Source organism: Vibrio sp. 2130-1, from assembly GCF_033339515.1.
This window is the reverse complement of sequence record NZ_JAWOUT010000725.1, coordinates 1-519: the sequence shown is the minus strand read 5'-3', so window position 1 is coordinate 519 and position 519 is coordinate 1. Positions and strand designations below refer to the sequence as shown.

The 519-nt window shown below is 44.5% G+C and carries 1 protein-coding gene; it reads left to right on the top strand.

The features are described from left to right. On the top strand, positions 1-519 hold a 519-nt coding region (locus R7Q09_RS28360), incomplete at both ends, for a sulfatase-like hydrolase/transferase (protein WP_318144234.1).

Genomic DNA, 519 nt, shown 5'->3' with positions numbered 1-519 from the left:
AACAATCTATCGCCGATTGGAACATGTGGCTAACGGAAAAAGCAAACCAGCCTTGGTTCAGCTACATCGAAGTTACTACGGTAGATAATTTGGAATCTATCCCGTCGAACTCGAAAGAAGATATGTCGGCGAGTGAACGCTTCAAAAATGCTTATGAGTTTGCAGTGAAATCGGCGGATGACAAAGTCGGCGGTATTATCAAAACACTTGAAGACGCTCAATTATTGGTAAACACCGTTGTTATCGTCACTTCCAACCATGGCAGTGAGTTTAACGAAACCAATACCAATAGCTGGGGCGCAAACAGTAACTACAGTCGTTACCAATTGCAGGTGCCTATGGTAATCCATTGGCCTGGTATGATGGCTGGTGAGTTTAATCACAGCACGAGCCATTTAGACCTTTCAGTTACGCTACTGCAAGATATGCTTGGTGTATCGTCCAATCCATACGATTACAGCAGTGGTCGTAACTTATTTGACGAAAGCCGTCGCCGTTGGATTCTTGCTGGTGATACTC